The following is a 17,873-nucleotide window of genomic DNA, read 5'->3' on the forward strand; positions in this document are numbered from 1 at the left end:
CAGGAGCTATCCATAGATGAAAACCAAATTAAGCTTACTTTCTGCTGCACTATTAACGGCATCATTAGTCATGACCCCCACCATCTCGCTGGCGGCAATCCCTCAAGCAGTTGACGGTCAAGCAATTCCGAGTTTAGCCCCCATGTTAGAACAGACAACACCAGCGGTAGTGTCTGTAGCAGTATCAGGCACTCAAGTATCAAAGCAACGAGTACCTGATGTATTTCGTTATTTCTTTGGCCCCAATGCACCGCAAGAACAAGTTCAAGAACGCCCTTTTAGAGGTTTAGGCTCAGGCGTTATTATTGATGCAGATAAAGGCTACATCATTACGAATAACCATGTCATTAATGGTGCCGACGATATTCAAATTGGTTTACATGACGGCCGCGAAGTAAAAGCTAAGCTGATTGGGACGGATAAAGAATCTGATATCGCATTACTGCAAATAGAAGCCAAAAATTTAGTCGCTATTAAACAAACCGATTCAGATGAAATACGTGTTGGTGATTTTGCAGTAGCCATTGGTAACCCATTTGGACTTGGTCAAACAGTGACCTCGGGGATTGTTAGTGCATTAGGCCGCAGCGGCTTAGGCATTGAAATGCTGGAAAACTTTATCCAAACAGATGCTGCTATAAATAGCGGCAACTCAGGTGGTGCATTAGTCAATTTAAAAGGTGAGCTAATCGGAATAAACACCGCAATTGTCGCCCCTAATGGTGGTAACGTTGGTATTGGTTTCGCTATCCCAGCCAATATGGTGCATAACCTTGTTGAGCAAATTATTGAACATGGTGAAGTGAGACGAGGAGTACTAGGAGTATCTGGACGCGATCTTGATAATGAACTAGCCAAAGCCTTTGGTTTAGATACTCAACATGGTGGCTTTGTAAATGAAGTTATGCCGAAAAGTGCAGCCGACAAAGCTGGACTCAAAGCAGGTGATATTATTGTCAGTCTTAACGGCCGTAATATTAAAACCTTCCAAGAATTACGTGCCAAAGTTGCCACTATGGGTGCTGGAGCAGAAGTGGAGTTTGGTATTATTCGTGACGGTGATAAAAAGACCATTAAAGCGACCTTAGGGGAAGCTGATAAAGTCGAAGCTGAAGCGGGTAGCGTGCATCCTATGTTACAAGGTGCCACATTAGAAGACAGCAAAAAAGGGATTGAGATTACTGAAATTGCTCAAGGTTCACCAGCTGCAATGAGCGGCTTAGAAAAAGGTGATTTAATTGTGGGACTAAACCGTACCAAGGTCTCGAGCCTTAAAGCATTAAAAGAATTACTGAAAGAAAATAAAAACTCAGTAGCACTTAAGATATTGCGTGACAACAATTTGCTCTACCTTGTTTTACGCTAATATTGTCAATCTACTAGGGTATGCATTACGATAATCATCATATTATTGAATGTGATATCAGTTATAGAATCAAGCATCGATCAACCTTTGGTCGGTGCTTATTTATTTGAGCTATGTTAATATAGCATCCATTTTTTTTAACAATTATTCAAGCCATGAACCTAAAAGACACGTCCATCTATATAATTAAAGCTGTGGTATTTGGTCTCATCATGGCTGCTGTTTTTCTCGTCATCACCACTCTGACACAAAACTCGTCGTTCAATCATAACCTAGCAAATGTGGGCAATAGTGGCTCAGAATTATCTTTTGCAAAGGCGGTTCGCCGCGCAGCCCCAGCTGTAGCAAACATTTATAGCCTTAGTATTGATCAGCGTAACCCACTTAATACCAGTTCACTCCAAGGTCTAGGCTCTGGAGTACTTATGAGTAAAGAAGGCTATGTGCTGACGAATTACCATGTGATCAAAAAAGCCGATGAAATTGTTATTGCGCTGCAAGATGGACGTAAATTTACTGCTGAAGTCGTTGGTTCCGATCCTGAAACTGATTTAGCCGTATTAAAAATTGAAGGTGACAATTTACCTATCGTACCCGTTAACCTAGATAAACCAGCTCAAGTAGGTGATGTCGTATTAGCAATTGGTAATCCGTATAATATTGGCCAAACTATTACCCAAGGAATTATCAGTGCAACAGGACGTAGCGGCTTAAGTTCAGGCTATTTAGACTTCTTACAGACAGATGCTGCCATTAATGCAGGCAATTCAGGTGGTGCATTAATCGATACCGGTGGTGAATTAATTGGTATCAACACTGCGGCATTTCAGGTAGGTGGAGATAACGGCGGTAATGGAATTAGCTTTGCGATCCCAATAAAGCTAGCCCACAGTATTATGGATAAATTGATTAAGCATGGCCGGGTTATCCGTGGTGCGTTAGGTATTTCAGGCGAGCCATTAAATCCTGTAATGGCGCAGATACTCAACCTTCCGGATTTGAAAGGGGTATTAGTAACAGGTATTGATCCTGACGGACCGGCTGCTCGCGCACGTTTGATGCCTAGAGATGTTATAACTCAATATAATGATGAAGATGTTCCTGGTGTTGAAATGTTAATGGACAGAATTGCAGAAACAACACCTGGCACCAAGGTGAATATGACCATTATACGTGAAGGTAAACAACAAACACTGCCAGTGATTATTACTGAAAAAGTCACTACGCCAGAGTAGATGCCTCCTCAAAAATAGCAAAAAAAGCAAAAAAGCCATTCATTTGAATGGCTTTTTTTAGTCATAATCAATAGTGATGATTATTTCACTCGAACAATTTAATACAACTATTTGACTCGAACGACTTCAGCACCCAAGCCTTGGAACTTAGCTTCTATATGCTCGTAACCACGATCAAGATGATAAATACGATCAACAGTTGTAATACCATCCGCTACTAAGCCAGCAATAACTAAGCTGGCAGAAGCACGTAAATCTGTCGCCATCACTTGTGCGCCATTTAAGCGTTCAATCCCATGAATAATGCAAGTATTCCCTTCCAGTTCTATGTTAGCTCCCATACGGCTTAACTCAGGTACATGCATAAAACGATTCTCAAAAATCGTTTCAGTAACACGACCCGTACCTTCAGCAAGTGCATTTAACACACAAAATTGCGCTTGCATATCTGTCGGAAATGCTGGGTAAGGGGCAGTTTTAATGTTAACGGATTTTGGACGTTGACCTTTCATATCAAGTTCAATCCAATCGTCACCCGTTGTTATCTCCGCGCCGGCATCTTCAAGCTTAGATAAAACCGCTTCTAATGCACTTGGATCTGCAGATACACAGCGAATTTTGCCACGAGTGACTGCAGCAGCAACAAGAAATGAACCCGTTTCGATGCGATCAGGCATCACACGATATTCACACCCCGTTAAACGCTCTACACCTTCAATCTTTAATGTTGCTGTACCTACACCAGTGATTTTTGCCCCCATAGAAATTAGGCAGTGGACTAAATCTGTGACTTCTGGCTCGCGAGCAGCATTTTCAATAACCGTAGTGCCGTCTGCTAATGCTGCTGCCATAAGCAAGTTTTCAGTGGCACCTACGCTAACCATATCCATAAAGATATGTGCGCCTTTTAGGCGGCCATCAACACGGGCTTTAATGTAGCCTTCTTTGACTTCAATCTTAGCGCCCATTAACTCTAAACCGTGCAAATGTAGATTAACGGGACGTGCACCAATAGCACAACCGCCAGGTAATGAAACATCTGCCGTGCCATAACGAGCAAGCAAAGGCCCTAAAATAAGAATAGAAGCACGCATTGTTTTAACTAAATCATAAGGTGCACAGTATTCATTTAAATTAGTGGTTGAAATGCGAATACGGCTCCCACCTAAATCTTCAACCTCAGCACCTAAACAACGTAGTAATTCGCAACTGGTGATCACGTCACGAAGGTTAGGTACATTTGATACAATAAAATCTGTTTCCGCGAGTACGCCAGCCATTAAAATAGGCAATGCTGCGTTTTTTGCACCAGAGATCACGACTTCACCAGTTAAAGGCTTACTGGCTTTTATAGTTAATTTATCCACAGTGAGTCTCTGTTGTTACATATTGAAAAGTTTTTCACGCTTCCACTGAGTCGGCGTAAAAGTTTTAATCGTTAATGCGTGCAATTCGCCGTTGGCAATTTGTTCAGCTAAAGGGGCATAAATCGCCTGTTGCTGCTTTACGCGGCTCATGCCGTCAAAACATTCGCCAACGGCAACCACTTTATAATGGCTGCCATCAGTGGTCACATGCGCTTCAGTAAGCGATAATGCTTCTGTTAAAATTTGTTCAATAACGTTACATTCCATGAAATCAATTACCTTTACTATTCGATACAAAATTTAGTTAAAAAAAGCGCTTAAATCATAAAGCTCAATTATTTTTTTGAGCTGATCACTTGGGTTTACCAATTGACGTAACACACTTGTTTCATGACCATCTGAAACATGTAGTGTGATAAACGCGACTAACAATGCAACACCTGCACTGTCAGCATATTCTAAGGATGATAAGTCTATCACTTGAGTTGATGCAGTAAACAATTCATGACGTTTAGGCCACAATTGTTTCACCTCATCTTGCGTTAAACGGCCGCTGACGATGCAACGTTGCTCTTGTTGATTAAAGGTAATCACGCCGCCACAGCTTCTTTTTTTGGTTCGCGATCAATTTTCTGCTGGGTTTTATCATTCAGCATGGTAATCACAGCTTCAATACCTTGTTGGCGAATTAAATTAGATATCTCAGATTGTTTAGTGGCTAATAAGCTCACACCTTCTGCGATTAAATCAAATGCTTTCCAAGAATCGTCTTTCAAACGACGCGTTTTAAATTGAATTTTAATCGGTGGACGCCCTTGCTCAATAACCTGAACGTTAACCTCCACAATTTTTTCATTACTAAAGTCACTTGACGGATCAAAGGCGACAGTTTGATTTGTGTATTCTGTTAATGCCTGCGCATAGGTTGCTACTAAATATCCTTCAAATGCATCAACAAAACGATTACGCTGATCAACAGTAGTATCTTTTAAATACTGCCCCATCACTTTATAAGCGGCATATTTATAATCAACGTAAGGCATAAGCTCTTCACGAACAATGACTTTTAGGTAACCTAAATCATTATTGATTAATTCTTTATCTGTTTTAAATCGATCAAAAGTCATATTCGCGACTTGCTGGATCATGACATAAGGATCATGAGTGTTCACCTCATCATTAGCCGCTACCGCAGCTTGACTGATAACAGCACTGCCAAATAGACCTAAAGCAATAACACGACAAAAAAACGTTTTCATAATAGCGTTCCTATTTACCTTTAGACGACATACTAAATAAAAGCTGACCAATTAAATCTTCTAAAACCAATGCTCCGTGTGTGTCTTCTACTTTATCCCCATCGGCAAGCATCGAAATGTCATCGTCCATAAACCCAGGTGTTAAGCCAATAAATTGTTCCCCAAGCAACCCAGAAGTCAAAATAGCTAAACTGCTTGTTTCGGGGAATTGATTGTAACGTTTGTCTATTGTTAAGGTTACAATCGGCTCTAGTTTCTTACTATCAAGGGTAATATCAGTCACACGACCAATCACTACACCACCGACTTTGACGGGTGAACGTACTTTTAAGCCGCCAATATTATTAAACTCAGCCACTAATGCATAAGTCTGGTCATTAGATTTCACTTCAATATTAGCTACGTTGAATACTAATACGCAAAATGCCAATAAACCTGACAATAAAAACACGCCCACCAATAATTCTACTTTCCGTGTCAACATACTCTTAAACCACTTTAGTTAATCTAAACAATGAAAAAATCTTAATTTCCGAACATGATTGCCGTAAGCAAAAAGTCCAACGCTAAAACAGCTAAGCTTGCCTGCACAACCGTTGAGGTTGTCGCACGACTAATGCCTTCTGGGTTTGGTTGAACTTCATAACCTCTATACAAGGCTATCCATGTCACCACCACACCAAAAACAACACTTTTTATCAAACTGTTAACAATATCTTTTCGCCACTCAACAGATGCTTCCAGAATAGACCAAAACGCACCACTATCAATACCTTTCCATTCAACACCCACTAAGTAGCCGCCCCAAATACCCACTAAACTAAACATTATCGCCAGTAATGGCATGCTGATAACACCAGCCCAAAAACGCGGTGCAATAATTTGTCTTAACGGATCTATCGCCATCATTTCTAGACTCGACAATTGCTCTGTTGATTTCATTAAACCAATTTCGGCCGTTAATGCAGAGCCCGCTCGACCAGCAAATAATAATGCAGCAACAACAGGACCAAGTTCACGTAATAAACTTAAGGCCACCATTGGGCCTAAACTTTCTTCAGTACCAAAATCGACTAAAATATTATATCCCTGTAGGGCTAATACCATGCCAATAAACAAACCCGATACTAAAATGATAACCATAGAACGCACACCAAGCACATAAACCTGCTTAATAATTAATGGTGTACCTTTTTTGATGTTTGGAACACGAACAATTGCACGCCATAACATAATGCCAGCTCGACCATAACCCGACACTAATTTCAGCACATAACTCCCAATATCGGCAACATAATCAATTACACCCACGAAGTAGCTCCTCTTGATAATCCTCAGCAGGATAATGAAATGGCACAGGGCCATCTGGTGCGCCTTGAATAAACTGGATCAGTTGTGGATTGTCAGACTGGCGTAATTGATCTGGTGTTCCATGCGCAATGACCTGTTTATCTGCTATCACATAAACATAATCTGCAATACCCAATACTTCATCTACATCGTGAGAAACCACTACAGAAGTGAGCTTTAGCGAATCGGACAATTTACGAATGAGTTTTACCAACATTCCCATAGAAATAGGATCTTGTCCCGCAAATGGCTCATCATACATCACCATTTCAGGCTCTAACGCAATGGCTCTTGCCAATGCAGCTCTGCGCTGCATTCCACCAGATAACTCACTCGGCATCATATACGCCGCACCTCGAAGTCCTACGGCTTGTAACTTCATCAATACAATGGTGCGGATTATCTCTTCTGGTAATCCAGAATGTTCTCTCAACGCAAATGCGACATTGTCGAATACATTAAGGTCGGTAAACATTGCACCACTTTGAAATAACATACTCATACGTTTACGCAATTGAAAAAGGTCTTTGCGCTTAAGCTTATGCACATCATGACCATCAAACAATACTTGTCCACTGCTAGGCGTTAACTGTCCGCCAATCAATTTTAATAGCGTAGTTTTGCCTATACCGCTTGGCCCCATGATTGCTGTTACTTTGCCTTTAGGGATCGATAAAGAAATATCTTTAAATATCACACGGGAACCATGGCTAAAGGCCATATGGTTAACCTCTACCAAAGGTTTTTCATTTGATTTACTCATATCAGACATTGGCGTTGAGGAGATAACAGCCTTCCTTGAATTAAGTTGAAGCGCAAATTGTACTGTAATTGTCGATTAAGCGACAACTATATCCATGTAACGACATATCATTACAAGAACAATTACTGCTCAATGCTTTCAATTTGATAAAAATCCAGCGAAAATACTCAGCAATTAATGACCACAATCGGAATCACATGCTAGTTAATATCCTAATGTTAATTGTTGGCCTTGCTATTTTAGTTTGGAGTGCAGATAGATTTGTTTACGGCGCAGCCGCTTTTGCACGCAATTTAGGCTTGCCGCCTATGTTAATTGGACTGACTATTGTTGCAATGGGCAGCTCTGCCCCCGAAATGTTTGTCGCCGCAACCGCATCAATGGATGGCATGCGTGATACCGCTATTGGTAACGTGTTGGGCTCCAACATTGCAAACATTACTTTAATTCTAGGATTAACGGCCTTATTTGGGGCTATTGGCGTAGGATCAAAAACCTTAAAACGTGAAATACCACTTATGCTAGCGGCCACAGTTTTCGCTGGTTACACCTTACATGATGGCGTGCTCACGCGTACAGAAGGTAGCATGCTCATCGTGTTACTTTTTCTGCTAATGGGATATTTCATATGGCAAGCGATTAAAGATAAAACACCCGATAACTTAGATACAGAACTTGAATCTGAGATCCCTAAAAATGTTCCAACCTTTCATGCTATCATTTGGCTAACTGTCGGTATTATATTACTCCCGGTTTCAGCCAGTTGGATGGTAGATGGCGCTGTGGGTATTGCAACGTTTTATGGGTTATCTGATCTGGTCATCGGCCTAACCATTATTGCAGTGGGAACAAGCCTTCCAGAATTAGCAGCCTGTATTGCTGGGGTGCTAAAAAAAGAAGACGACCTCGTCATTGGTAATATTGTTGGATCCAACTTATTTAATATTCTTGCAGTGTTGGCACTGCCAGGGTTAATTTCCCCTGGTGAAATAGATGCCTCAGCCAGTGGAAGAGACTTCTATATGGTCTTAGGTACCAGTACTGCATTAGCCGTTTTAGTATTATCTAGTGGTGCCAAACAACAACTAACCCGTTGGCATGGTGCACTATTATTAATCACCTTTATTGCGTACCAAATTGTTGTATTTCAATCTCATTAGATTGGAGCATTAAGGTAAAGTATTAAGTTAAAAGAGAGATTCACATGGTAAATCAAACTCAATTTCGTCAATGGGGCCGTAAAGTCATTGATATTGAAAAAGCTGCTTTAGATAATTTATATCAATACGTGGACTCAGTTGAGTTTGGCCAAGCGTGTGAACTCATCCTACAGTGCAATGGCAAAGTCATTGTTATGGGGATGGGGAAATCGGGTCATATCGGTAATAAAATATCAGCAACTTTTGCCAGTACTGGTACACCGGCATTTTTTGTACACCCAGGAGAAGCCAGTCATGGTGATTTGGGCGCATTAGCAAAAAATGACATTGTGCTCGCCATTTCCAATTCTGGTGAATCAAGTGAAATACTCACCTTGATGCCTGTGATACAGCGCATGGGGGTTCCGGTTATTGCGGTAACGGGCAAGCCAGACTCCAACATGGCGCGTTTATCCAAAATCCATTTATGTATTCAGGTTCAAGAAGAAGCTTGTCCACTTGGATTAGCACCAACCTCAAGTACCACTGCAACGTTAGCAATGGGTGATGCATTAGCCATTGCATTATTGCAAGCAAAAGGATTTACTCGTGATGATTTTGCCTTGTCACATCCAGGCGGTTCTTTGGGAAGAAAATTATTGTTGAAAGTAGATGATGTCATGCATAAAGGTGATGATTTACCCATAGTCCATAATGATATTTGTATTACTGAAGCACTTTACGAAATATCCAAAAAAGGTCTTGGCATGACCGCAGTCGTCGATAATGATAATAAGCTAGTGGGTATATTTACCGATGGAGATTTACGTCGTGTCATCGATGCAGAAGTGAACCTGAGAACCACTCCGATAGCACACGTAATGACCAAAAACTGTGTGACCAGTCCTGCTGGTATTTTAGCTGCACAAGCACTGCAAATTATGGATGAAAAAAGCATCAACGGATTGATTGTCGTCAATGAAAAACACCAACCGATCGGGGCATTAAATATGCTCGATATGGTTAAAGCTGGAGTCATTTAATCATGTCAGAATCAACCTCGTTTCGCCAAGGATTATACGGTCCCATCAGTAATGATGTGTGGTTACGCGCTCAAAAAATTAAACTATTAATCTGTGACGTCGACGGTGTATTTTCCGATGGCCGTATTTACCTCAGTAATGCTGGCGAAGAACTGAAAGCCTTTCATACTCGCGATGGCTACGGAGTGCGTTCTATCATCACAAGTGGATTTCATGTAGCTGTGATCACTGGGCGTAAATCCAAAATAGTAGAAAACCGCATGACGGCATTAGGTATTACGCATATTTACCAGGGGATTGACAATAAATCCGAACCTTTTGAGCAACTTATGTCTTTGTATAATGTGAGCGCCGACGAAGTCGCTTACATTGGTGATGACATGGTTGATCTTCCCGTGATGAAAGCCGTAGGACTAGCAGTATGTGTCGGTGATGGCCATCCGTTTGTAAAACAACAATGCCATATGACAACGACCCTAAATGGCGGACACGGTGCACTACGTGAACTGACCGACTTATTACTATTAAGCCAAGATAAATTTGCCACTGCTCATGGTATGAGTATATGAATAGAGTCACGCTAGGTATTGTAGTTTTTTTTGGCCTTGCTTTAATACTATACTGGCAAGCACAAATAAAGCGCAGTGAAATGGAGGCCGTGAAAGTTCGCGGAATTGAGCGTCCAGATTTTATTGCAAATAACCTTCAAACCACTGAATTTAATCAACTCGGTTTTGTAGAAAGTCGAGTCAGTGCCGAGCACATGGAACATTATGCTTCTACTGACGTCACTCACTTTACCAAACCTATCTACCTCATTTATCCTGAAAATGGTAAAGCACAGTGGCAATTAAGTGCAGACCGAGGACGATTAAATAAAAATACCAGCAAAGTAATATTAGAAAATAATGTTATTATTGATGCTATTGATATAGAAGAACCCCTACAATCACTGAGCACCCAAGCCATTACTGTGGATTTAACCACTATGATAGGTACCTCGCAGGAGATGGTGTATATCAAAGGAAAAGGGTTTATTATTCAAGGCTTAGGCCTACATGCAGACTTGAATTCGCAAAAATTATCGCTACTCAGCCAGGTAGAAGGGAAATATGAGCCACATTAATCGTCTCCACACTCGCGCCAATGTTATGTTATTAAGTAGCATACTTTGCCTACTGAGTTTGCCTGCCATGGCTAAACAAGGTGATCTTATGCAGGAGTTAAAAATTGCCGCAGTAAGCCAGTCTGCCGACATTAAAAACAATCAAATTGTCTTTAATGGCCCGGTTACCATTGTTCAAGGCTCGATTAATATCAATGCTGATCAGCTGCGGGCATTTACCCCCGAAAACAGCACCAGTAAAAGACTTATCGCCACTGGTTCGCCGGCAACGTTTTCACAAGAATTAGATGACGGCCAAATAGGTACCGCCAGTGCCGACGAAATTACTTATGATCTTGCCAGCACCACGCTCACATTAATAGGCAATGCCAAGCTTGAGCAATCAGGAAGCCAAGTTACTGGTAACAAAATTAAGTACAATATCAATGCACAAGAGTTGATAGCTGAAAGTACAGGTAAGGGACAAGATCGGGTCATCACGATTATTCAACCTGAAAACTTCCAAGATGAAACCGCGCCGAAGCAAAAACTCCCTGAAATCCCTGTTAACAAGCAGAACAAACAATGACCCAAATAACCTTAACCGCTGAAAATTTAGCTAAAAGCTATAAAGCTCGTCAAGTTGTTAAAGATGTTAGTTTAACGGTTAAAACTGGCCAGATAGTGGGTCTTTTAGGCCCTAATGGGGCGGGTAAAACAACCACATTTTATATGGTTGTCGGCTTAGTAAAAAGCGATAAAGGTCGGATCTTAATTGATAATGACGATCTCACCGCCGATCCAATGCATCTTCGAGCCCGTAAAGGTATTGGTTATTTACCGCAAGAAGCCAGCATTTTTCGTAAGCTCACTGTACACGACAATATTATGGCCGTGTTGCAAACTCGCAAAGAGCTCAACAACGACCAACGAATTGAACAACTTGAGCATTTGCTAGAAGAATTCCACATTACCCACATTCGCGATAATCAAGGCATGTCGTTGTCGGGTGGAGAACGTCGTCGCGTTGAGATTGCACGCGCATTAGCTGCTAATCCAAAATTTATTTTACTCGATGAACCCTTTGCTGGTGTTGATCCTATTTCAGTTATTGATATTAAAAAAATTATCCAACAACTGAAAAGTCGCGGTTTAGGGGTATTAATTACCGACCATAATGTTCGTGAAACGTTAGATGTTTGCGAGCGGGCCTATATTGTTAGCCAAGGTAATTTAATTGCTGAAGGTACACCTGATGAAGTATTGAGCAATCAACAAGTTCGAGCTGTGTACTTAGGTGAACAATTCAAGCTATAGTTAAGTTACGGGTCTTTTAAACTATCTAACTCGTTTTGTTGAACGTTAACTAAATAACGTTAAATGTCATTGATGTATGTAACAATCAATACAGTATTTTAGATTGTCATTTTTATGGAAATCATCTAGGGATAAGCGGTAAATGAAAGCGTCACTCCAACTAAAAATGGGTCAACACTTAACCATGACCCCACAATTGCAGCAGGCTATTCGCTTACTGCAATTATCGTCATTGGAGCTACAGCAAGAAATCCAACAAGCATTGGATTCAAACCCATTGCTTGAAATAGAAGATGAGTTTTCAGAAGCAAAAAACTCCGCAAAAGAAAATCGAGACCAAGCTGATACCGACTTTAGTGACAACAGCAGCGTTAATAAAGAAAAAGACACCTCTACAGTTGACACTGCAGAGTCTATAACCAAAGAAACCATGGATGATCTAGCCATGGATACGACATGGGACGAAGTGTATACCGCCTCCCCAATGTCAGGTTCAGGCAGTGCGAGCATGCGCGACGATGACATGCCATTCCAAGGTGAAACCACCGAAGGTCTGTATGAGCATTTAGAATGGCAAAAAAATCTTACTCCCTTTTCTGAGACCGATTTAGCAATTGCCACCGCTATCATTGATGCTGTTGATGAACAAGGTTATTTAACCCAAAGTACCGAAGATATTCTCGAAGCAATGGGCGATGAAACCGTTGAACTAGATGAAGTTGAAGCCGTATTAAAGCGCATTCAACACTTTGATCCTGTTGGTGTAGCGGCTAGAGATTTAAGCGAGTGCTTATTCATCCAATTAGCGCAATATGCCAACACAACCCCCCATATTGATAATGCTCGTCTGCTGATTAAAGACTATTTAGATTTAATTGCCGGGCGTGATTTTAGATTGTTAATGCGTAAAACAAAGCTAAAAGAAAACGAGTTGCGTGACGCTATCACCCTAATCCAGTCACTTAATCCTCGTCCAGGTTTATTAATTACTGCCGTAGATGACGAATACGTCATACCCGATGTTACGGTACTAAAGAAAAATGGCCGATGGGTTGTAGAGTTAAATCCTGACAACATGCCAAAAATTGGCGTTAATCAACAATACGCCGCCATGGCGCGAAGCAGTAAAAATCCGTCGGATAGTCAATTTATTCGAGGCCACTTGCAAGAAGCTAAATGGTTTATTAAAAGTATTGAAAGCCGTAACGACACATTACTCAAAGTGGCCAATTGCATTGTACAATTTCAACAAGGTTTCTTTGAATATGGCGAAGAAGCCATGAAACCAATGGTATTAAATGATATCGCTGAAGCTGTAGAAATGCATGAATCAACCATTTCACGGGTGACTACCCAAAAATACATGCACACCCCACGAGGACTGTTTGAACTAAAATACTTCTTCTCTAGCCATGTCAGCACTGACGATGGCGGTGAATGTTCATCTACTGCAATTCGTGCTTTTATCAAAAAATTAGTTGCTGCAGAAAACCAGCAAAAACCGCTGAGTGACAGTAAAATGGCCCAACTTCTGGCTGAACAGGGCATAAACGTTGCTCGTCGTACCATTGCAAAATATCGTGAAGCAATGATGATTCCACCGTCTAACCAACGTAAGAGTTTATAACCTACAAGGCAACGGAATATATTCATGATAAATTTTCAAAGCTTGAACGACACTCCGATCAGAGCCATAATGCAAACGTTGCGCTCAATGTATAAAAGTTACAACAAAGATCAAAAGCCAGTAAAATCACAGATGGCATAGTGATGTTTGCCATGTCAGAATGTACTGATATGTATACTGCAATAGACGCCCTGATCGATAAGCTCAACCGTCAGGTAATTAAACACCAACAGAAGTATACACAACACTAACGATGGAACTTTGTACCATTCTGCGACCGGAGTGCACTACCTGTGCCACCCCGGGCAGTAAGAAAAAAGTACTGGAACTCATCAGCAACTTAGTCGCTGCCCAGTACCCACCCCTATCTTCGCAAGAGGTTTTTGAAAGCCTTTTAGCGAGAGAGAAAGTGGGTAGCACAGGTATAGGAAATGGCATCGCGATACCTCATGGTCGATTGACGTCTATCGATCAGCCCATTGCCATATTTATTAAGTGTGAAGAACCCATTGCCTTTGATGCAATCGATAACCAACCAGTTGATCTGTTATTTGCTTTATTAGTGCCGGCAGATCAGTGCCAAGAACACTTAAGCACGTTATCGAACATGGCCCAAAAACTAAGTGACAAGCAAATATTGAAACAGCTTCGTAAAACTCACGACTCAACAGAACTTTATCAGGTTATCACTGCATGAAACTTGTCATAGTATCAGGACGTTCAGGCTCAGGAAAATCAGTAGCCTTAAGAGTATTGGAAGACCTAGGATATTATTGTGTTGATAATTTGCCTTTAGCTCTTATTGGCACATTATTAGCACAGCTCAAAGGTAGTAATGATTTAGTGGCAATCAGTGTTGATGTACGCAACATTGATGAGCAAAGTAAAGTGCTTCAAAATCAATTAGCCCTGCTTGAGCACGACACTGAAATTATCAGCTTCTTTTTAAACTCCAATGATAAAGTTCTACTCAAACGTTATAGTGAAACTCGTCGATTACATCCGCTATCTAAAAATCATATTTCACTGCAAGAAGCGATCAAACTAGAAGGACGCTTACTTGAACCAATCGCAAAAATTGTTGACCATTATATTGATACATCAGCACTGAATATTTACGAATTAAGTGACCAGGTTAGGCAAATATTATTAGGCAGTGTTGATAAAGAGTTAGTGATTAACTTTGAATCTTTTGGCTTTAAACACGGAATGCCGACAGAAGCGGACTTTATGTTTGATGTACGCTTTTTGCCCAACCCACACTGGGAAATAGAGCTGCGTCCATTTACTGGTTTAGACGAACCTGTACAAGAGTTTTTAGGGCGCCAGCCATTAGTTAATAAGTTTATCTGGCAAATTGAAAACCTATTCGAAACTTGGATGCCTCACCTAGAACGTAACAATCGCAGCTACCTTACTATCGCCATTGGCTGTACTGGTGGTCAACATCGCTCAGTGTATATTGTCGATCAATTGGCAAAACGATTTAGACAAGGCAGTAAACATACAGTGAATGTTCGCCACAGAGAATTGGATTTAAATGGCAGTAACAGCTAAGTGAAAATAGGATCGAATCAATGATCAAACTTGAACGCCAAGTTAGTATTTCAAACAAATTAGGTTTACACGCCCGCGCAGCGACAAAGTTAGCCATTCTAGTCGCTGATTTTGATGCCAATATAACCTTAATTCAAGATGAAAAAAGTGCCAGTGCAGCAAGTGTCCTAGGGTTGTTAATGCTCGAAAGTGGAATTGGAAAAATGATCACAGTGACAGCTGAAGGACCAGATGCAGAAGCGGCCCTAAGCGCAGTGTGCGATCTCATTAATGCCAAATTTGATGAATGTTGCTAAATTTGTACGCTTAGCAGCTCGGCAATAGAGAGTCGCAAAATGTAAGATTAGCGCTAAATATGTCAGTAACACTAGCTTCTATTCTCTAATGCTCACAAACCATATGCCTATATTAGATGTTGCGCCTTGAACTCCTCAGCCTCATACTAACGCAATAGCCACAACAATATTATTTACATATTCACCTCACAAGAATAGCCTTTATGTTTACCTCAAGTAGTCAATACCATCACATTAAGTATTGTTTTACTCTGTGAATATTTAACGCTTAAGATGACGAAAATATACCCGTTATAGTAACCTCCGGTGTTGCTTGATATCCGGAAAGCACACCTCTATTGTTTAATTAAATAATACGGCGATATAGAAACTCGCCCAACAGAAACCTTCAGATATTTCATTTTTAATTGCATAGGTTTCAACTTTGTAACTAATAACCTTGAGCCAGAAAAATCTGAGAAGCAAATGATTGCGGTGTAATGAATAGGAAGTAGATATATGGGTAAAGAGTACCTAGACAATGAAATTACCGAACAACGCCTCAATCAACTTGCCCAAGCACTCGACAGCGGTATGTTTGTCCACGCTCGCAACATGTTACATACCATGTCGCCTAATGATGTCGCCCTTATTCTTGAATCATCTCCGCCAAAAAATAGACAAGTGCTATGGCAATTAATTGACCAGCAACATACAGGCGAAATTCTAGACGAATTAGGTGAAGAGCTAAAGGATTCACTTATTAGCAACATGACTCCAGAAAAGCTTGCTCAAGCCACAATCGGCATGGACACCGACGATCTCGCCTATATTCTTCGTAGCTTACCTGACACAGTTTACAAAAAAGTACTCAAGTCGATGAAAAGCCAAGACCGAGATCGAGTTGAACAAGCACTGCGTTACCCTGAAGATACCGCTGGCAGTATCATGAATACCGATACCGTCACGTTACGACCAGATGTCAATATCGAAGTGGTATTACGCTATTTACGTCAACGAGGAAATCTCCCCGACTCTACCGATACTTTATATGTGGTCGACCGCCAAGATCATGTATTAGGCGGAGTAAGGTTGGTCGATTTATTAACATGTAACCCCAGTGTAACTGTCCGCAGTATTATGGACACCGAACTAGAAAGCATTCCCGTTGAAATGTCTGATAAAGACGTAGCGCAGAAATTTGAACGACTCGATTGGATATCTGCTCCTGTGGTCGACAAACAAGCAAAATTGCTTGGACGGATCACTATCGATGACATTATTGATGTAATCCGTGAAGATGCCGAACATTCAATGATGGGCATGGCGGGGATGGATGATGATGAAGATACCTTTGGCCCAGTGCTTAAAAGTACCCTGAGACGCTCTCTATGGTTAATGATTAACTTATTCGCTGCACTGCTTGCCTCATCAGTTAGCAACATGTTTGAAGGTACCTTAGAGCAATTTGCCACCATTGCGATTTTAATGACCATAGTACCAAGTATGGGTGGGGTTGCCGGTAATCAAACCTTAGCACTGGTGATCCGTGGTATTGCACTGGGACATATTGGTCAAAGTAACTCCCGTTGGTTGATAGGTAAAGAATTAAGTATTGGATTATTAAACGGCTTAATGTGGTCTATATTGGTATTTATTGCGGTATGGTTGTGGAAAGATGACATAGTGTTAGGCGGGTTAATCGGCAGTGCAATGCTGATTAATATGACGGTAGCCGGCTTTGCTGGTGCCACGATCCCAATAATGTTGAAAAAGTTAAACATCGATCCTGCACTGGCGGGTGGCATGGTACTCACCACGGTGACAGATGTAGTTGGCTTATTTGCATTTTTAGGTCTAGCCACACTGTTTTTAATACACTAGCGCTTATAGTCCAATATATGAAATGCTCTGTCGCGGTATTTCAGACTTCAATCGCTGCTATTGAAGTCTGAATCAAGCTCAATTAGAGGTAAGAGATAGGATAAATAAATACAAAACCTTGAAAGTAAGCAGGGTAAAGATTGTCATTTATTTTGCTAACAATGCTACTTCAGCGATTAAAATCCGCATTAATAACGAGACTATTGTCAGCCGATACTAGGATCTGTTGATCTTAGCAGGTTATATTTTGTTCGAGATAAAAGTGTTTTAGTCGAGGCTAGTGCATTGCACCCTAGTAATCTAAGCACCACTCGCTCAACAAAGAGTAAAACGCTTTTAGTCGAGCCTATCGGGCAGTATTTTCTGACTATTTCGACAGCGTTATCGACTTTTTATGTAGAATAACCACACAACAAAGCCTCTGCCTTGTCATTCACAGTTTCAGTCATGGTCCAACAATTCTCTGTAAAAACAACCTTGAAAGAACAACAGTCCCTAGACAGTTAGCAAAGTAAACAGCTATTGAACTCATTTTTATTAGGCTGAGTTGAGATTAAACACTTAATGTCATGCATAAACCAGTGTA

At 40.9% G+C, this 17,873-nt stretch carries 20 protein-coding genes and 1 pseudogene; 14 read left to right on the forward strand and 7 right to left on the reverse strand.

Translation table 11 applies throughout. The features are described 5' to 3' along the window. Nucleotides 1-16 precede the first annotated feature (16 nt). Together degQ and degS are read left to right on the forward strand one after the other, a co-directional pair. Nucleotides 17-1,366 (forward strand): Do family serine endopeptidase DegQ, encoded by a 1,350-nt coding sequence (degQ, locus tag ABIS04_RS16550; RefSeq protein WP_140235150.1) that lies wholly within the window; start codon nucleotides 17-19, stop codon nucleotides 1,364-1,366. A 155-nt stretch (nucleotides 1,367-1,521) separates the two neighbouring features. Next, nucleotides 1,522-2,601 carry an outer membrane-stress sensor serine endopeptidase DegS gene (gene degS / locus ABIS04_RS16555; RefSeq protein WP_350431773.1) on the forward strand — a complete coding sequence of 360 codons (1,080 nt, stop codon included), beginning with the start codon at nucleotides 1,522-1,524 and terminating at the stop codon, nucleotides 2,599-2,601. A gap of 107 nt (nucleotides 2,602-2,708) precedes the next feature. Here the strand turns inward: degS and murA are convergent, their stop codons facing one another. Genes murA through ABIS04_RS16590 form a run of 7 tightly spaced genes read right to left on the reverse strand, consistent with a single transcriptional unit; the run spans nucleotide 2,709 to nucleotide 7,349 of the window. Further along, nucleotides 2,709-3,968, reverse strand: a complete 1,260-nt coding sequence (murA, locus tag ABIS04_RS16560; protein ID WP_350431774.1) for a UDP-N-acetylglucosamine 1-carboxyvinyltransferase — start codon at nucleotides 3,966-3,968, stop codon at nucleotides 2,709-2,711. A gap of 15 nt (nucleotides 3,969-3,983) precedes the next feature. Then, complete coding sequence (locus ABIS04_RS16565; RefSeq protein ID WP_140235151.1) at nucleotides 3,984-4,235, reverse strand: BolA family protein; 252 nt, start codon at nucleotides 4,233-4,235, stop codon at nucleotides 3,984-3,986. A gap of 33 nt (nucleotides 4,236-4,268) precedes the next feature. Beyond that, nucleotides 4,269-4,562, reverse strand: a complete 294-nt coding sequence (locus ABIS04_RS16570; RefSeq protein ID WP_137225267.1) for a lipid asymmetry maintenance protein MlaB — start codon at nucleotides 4,560-4,562, stop codon at nucleotides 4,269-4,271. Next, nucleotides 4,559-5,227: a phospholipid-binding protein MlaC gene (locus tag ABIS04_RS16575; protein ID WP_137225265.1), complete on the reverse strand. Its 669-nt coding sequence runs from the start codon at nucleotides 5,225-5,227 to the stop codon at nucleotides 4,559-4,561. Before ABIS04_RS16575 ends, ABIS04_RS16570 begins: the two co-directional genes overlap by 4 nt. 10 nt (nucleotides 5,228-5,237) lie before the next feature. Then, complete coding sequence (gene mlaD / locus ABIS04_RS16580; RefSeq protein ID WP_137225263.1) at nucleotides 5,238-5,711, reverse strand: outer membrane lipid asymmetry maintenance protein MlaD; 474 nt, start codon at nucleotides 5,709-5,711, stop codon at nucleotides 5,238-5,240. A 41-nt stretch (nucleotides 5,712-5,752) separates the two neighbouring features. Then, the gene (gene mlaE, locus ABIS04_RS16585) at nucleotides 5,753-6,538 is read right to left on the reverse strand and encodes a lipid asymmetry maintenance ABC transporter permease subunit MlaE (protein WP_137225261.1); all 786 of its coding nucleotides are present in this window, start codon (nucleotides 6,536-6,538) and stop codon (nucleotides 5,753-5,755) included. Further along, on the reverse strand, nucleotides 6,525-7,349 hold the full coding sequence (locus ABIS04_RS16590) for an ATP-binding cassette domain-containing protein (protein ID WP_137225259.1): 825 nt from the start codon (nucleotides 7,347-7,349) through the stop codon (nucleotides 6,525-6,527). The genes mlaE and ABIS04_RS16590 overlap by 14 nt, the downstream gene beginning before the upstream one ends. 188 nt (nucleotides 7,350-7,537) lie before the next feature. On the opposite strand from ABIS04_RS16590, the gene ABIS04_RS16595 reads away from it, so the two are divergent. From ABIS04_RS16595 to mgtE, 12 genes and pseudogenes are all read left to right on the forward strand, one after another. Further along, nucleotides 7,538-8,500 carry a calcium/sodium antiporter gene (locus ABIS04_RS16595; RefSeq protein ID WP_137225257.1) on the forward strand — a complete coding sequence of 321 codons (963 nt, stop codon included), beginning with the start codon at nucleotides 7,538-7,540 and terminating at the stop codon, nucleotides 8,498-8,500. Nucleotides 8,501-8,544: 44 nt separating this feature from the next. Next, the gene (locus ABIS04_RS16600; protein ID WP_140235153.1) at nucleotides 8,545-9,522 is read left to right on the forward strand and encodes a KpsF/GutQ family sugar-phosphate isomerase; all 978 of its coding nucleotides are present in this window, start codon (nucleotides 8,545-8,547) and stop codon (nucleotides 9,520-9,522) included. Between the two features lie 2 nt (nucleotides 9,523-9,524). Next, nucleotides 9,525-10,091, forward strand: a complete 567-nt coding sequence (gene kdsC / locus ABIS04_RS16605; RefSeq protein WP_137225253.1) for a 3-deoxy-manno-octulosonate-8-phosphatase KdsC — start codon at nucleotides 9,525-9,527, stop codon at nucleotides 10,089-10,091. Next, nucleotides 10,088-10,648: an LPS export ABC transporter periplasmic protein LptC gene (lptC, locus tag ABIS04_RS16610; RefSeq protein WP_137225251.1), complete on the forward strand. Its 561-nt coding sequence runs from the start codon at nucleotides 10,088-10,090 to the stop codon at nucleotides 10,646-10,648. Before kdsC ends, lptC begins: the two co-directional genes overlap by 4 nt. Continuing rightward, nucleotides 10,635-11,216, forward strand: a complete 582-nt coding sequence (lptA, locus tag ABIS04_RS16615) for a lipopolysaccharide transport periplasmic protein LptA (RefSeq protein WP_137225249.1) — start codon at nucleotides 10,635-10,637, stop codon at nucleotides 11,214-11,216. The genes lptC and lptA overlap by 14 nt, the downstream gene beginning before the upstream one ends. Further along, a complete protein-coding gene (gene lptB / locus ABIS04_RS16620; protein ID WP_137225247.1) occupies nucleotides 11,213-11,944 on the forward strand; it encodes an LPS export ABC transporter ATP-binding protein in 732 nt (243 codons plus the stop codon). The genes lptA and lptB overlap by 4 nt, the downstream gene beginning before the upstream one ends. A 142-nt stretch (nucleotides 11,945-12,086) precedes the next feature. Beyond that, complete coding sequence (locus ABIS04_RS16625; RefSeq protein ID WP_137225245.1) at nucleotides 12,087-13,571, forward strand: RNA polymerase factor sigma-54; 1,485 nt, start codon at nucleotides 12,087-12,089, stop codon at nucleotides 13,569-13,571. Then, nucleotides 13,568-13,822: pseudogene (gene hpf, locus ABIS04_RS16630) on the forward strand (ribosome hibernation-promoting factor, HPF/YfiA family). Before ABIS04_RS16625 ends, hpf begins: the two are co-directional and overlap by 4 nt. A 2-nt stretch (nucleotides 13,823-13,824) precedes the next feature. After that, on the forward strand, nucleotides 13,825-14,268 hold the full coding sequence (gene ptsN / locus ABIS04_RS16635; RefSeq protein WP_137225243.1) for a PTS IIA-like nitrogen regulatory protein PtsN: 444 nt from the start codon (nucleotides 13,825-13,827) through the stop codon (nucleotides 14,266-14,268). Then, nucleotides 14,265-15,128, forward strand: a complete 864-nt coding sequence (rapZ, locus tag ABIS04_RS16640) for an RNase adapter RapZ (RefSeq protein ID WP_137225241.1) — start codon at nucleotides 14,265-14,267, stop codon at nucleotides 15,126-15,128. Before ptsN ends, rapZ begins: the two co-directional genes overlap by 4 nt. Before the next feature lie 20 nt (nucleotides 15,129-15,148). Further along, the gene (locus ABIS04_RS16645; protein ID WP_137225238.1) at nucleotides 15,149-15,424 is read left to right on the forward strand and encodes an HPr family phosphocarrier protein; all 276 of its coding nucleotides are present in this window, start codon (nucleotides 15,149-15,151) and stop codon (nucleotides 15,422-15,424) included. Nucleotides 15,425-15,922: 498 nt separating this feature from the next. Next, complete coding sequence (mgtE, locus tag ABIS04_RS16650; RefSeq protein ID WP_137225236.1) at nucleotides 15,923-17,287, forward strand: magnesium transporter; 1,365 nt, start codon at nucleotides 15,923-15,925, stop codon at nucleotides 17,285-17,287. The last annotated feature ends 586 nt before the right edge of the window (nucleotides 17,288-17,873 follow it).

The organism is Shewanella sp. H8 (assembly GCF_040285065.1).
Taxonomy (GTDB): domain Bacteria; phylum Pseudomonadota; class Gammaproteobacteria; order Enterobacterales; family Shewanellaceae; genus Shewanella; species Shewanella polaris.

What these genes read in the sequence shown, in the direction of transcription:
- ABIS04_RS16590 (WP_137225259.1), bottom strand. Translation starts at nt 7,349, where the DNA reads ATGTCTGATATGAGTAAATCAAATGAAAAACCTTTGGTAGAGGTTAAC.
- ABIS04_RS16575 (WP_137225265.1), bottom strand. Translation starts at nt 5,227, where the DNA reads ATGAAAACGTTTTTTTGTCGTGTTATTGCTTTAGGTCTATTTGGCAGT.
- ABIS04_RS16645 (WP_137225238.1), top strand. Translation starts at nt 15,149, where the DNA reads ATGATCAAACTTGAACGCCAAGTTAGTATTTCAAACAAATTAGGTTTA.
- rapZ (WP_137225241.1), top strand. Translation starts at nt 14,265, where the DNA reads ATGAAACTTGTCATAGTATCAGGACGTTCAGGCTCAGGAAAATCAGTA.
- mlaD (WP_137225263.1), bottom strand. Translation starts at nt 5,711, where the DNA reads ATGTTGACACGGAAAGTAGAATTATTGGTGGGCGTGTTTTTATTGTCA.
- ABIS04_RS16600 (WP_140235153.1), top strand. Translation starts at nt 8,545, where the DNA reads ATGGTAAATCAAACTCAATTTCGTCAATGGGGCCGTAAAGTCATTGAT.
- lptA (WP_137225249.1), top strand. Translation starts at nt 10,635, where the DNA reads ATGAGCCACATTAATCGTCTCCACACTCGCGCCAATGTTATGTTATTA.
- degS (WP_350431773.1), top strand. Translation starts at nt 1,522, where the DNA reads ATGAACCTAAAAGACACGTCCATCTATATAATTAAAGCTGTGGTATTT.
- degQ (WP_140235150.1), top strand. Translation starts at nt 17, where the DNA reads ATGAAAACCAAATTAAGCTTACTTTCTGCTGCACTATTAACGGCATCA.
- lptC (WP_137225251.1), top strand. Translation starts at nt 10,088, where the DNA reads ATGAATAGAGTCACGCTAGGTATTGTAGTTTTTTTTGGCCTTGCTTTA.
- ABIS04_RS16565 (WP_140235151.1), bottom strand. Translation starts at nt 4,235, where the DNA reads ATGGAATGTAACGTTATTGAACAAATTTTAACAGAAGCATTATCGCTT.
- mgtE (WP_137225236.1), top strand. Translation starts at nt 15,923, where the DNA reads ATGGGTAAAGAGTACCTAGACAATGAAATTACCGAACAACGCCTCAAT.
- lptB (WP_137225247.1), top strand. Translation starts at nt 11,213, where the DNA reads ATGACCCAAATAACCTTAACCGCTGAAAATTTAGCTAAAAGCTATAAA.
- kdsC (WP_137225253.1), top strand. Translation starts at nt 9,525, where the DNA reads ATGTCAGAATCAACCTCGTTTCGCCAAGGATTATACGGTCCCATCAGT.
- ABIS04_RS16625 (WP_137225245.1), top strand. Translation starts at nt 12,087, where the DNA reads ATGAAAGCGTCACTCCAACTAAAAATGGGTCAACACTTAACCATGACC.
- ABIS04_RS16595 (WP_137225257.1), top strand. Translation starts at nt 7,538, where the DNA reads ATGCTAGTTAATATCCTAATGTTAATTGTTGGCCTTGCTATTTTAGTT.
- ptsN (WP_137225243.1), top strand. Translation starts at nt 13,825, where the DNA reads ATGGAACTTTGTACCATTCTGCGACCGGAGTGCACTACCTGTGCCACC.